Below are 487 nucleotides of genomic sequence, written 5' to 3'. Positions count from 1 at the left end.
GTGTACAACCAGCGGGGAACGGCCGACGTCGCGATCTCAGCCTGATAATTCGACAGCGCTCCACTTTGACACCAACGCGCGACCTCATCGGACAACATGCGACGATCTTCTTTCGTCAATGGTCGGCCAAATGCCTGCTTGACCAGACCGTTCCCGAAATCCGTACAGGTTTCCACGGGAGAACTCGGATGCAAGGAAAAAGCCACTTCTTTAGTTGCATCGACATGAGCAACTGCTCTTTTTCTTCGACTCCCCAGGACATCATTTGCCAGCATCGGTATCGTTGATTCGAGCCGTTTCGCAAGACCGACCTGTTTTTCGATCACCTCGACAATATGGCGGGCACTATGCACACCTTGATCGCGCACACCATCCACCCTCGCGCCCATCCGACTGGTCAAGACGATCGTATTGGATTCCGGCCATACTTTGAGCCAATCAGGCTTTAATGCGAGAAGCACCTCCCGTTCGCCTTTCAGCACGACTG

At 53.8% G+C, this 487-nt stretch carries 1 pseudogene; it reads right to left on the bottom strand.

The annotated features are described in order from the left end of the window. A pseudogene (locus ACV22W_RS33595) lies at positions 1–487 on the bottom strand (hypothetical protein); the annotation flags it as partial.

This window comes from Burkholderia sp. AW49-1 (assembly GCF_053427845.1).
The sequence above is the reverse complement of the archived record's forward strand: the minus strand, read 5'-3'. Positions and strand labels throughout refer to the sequence as shown.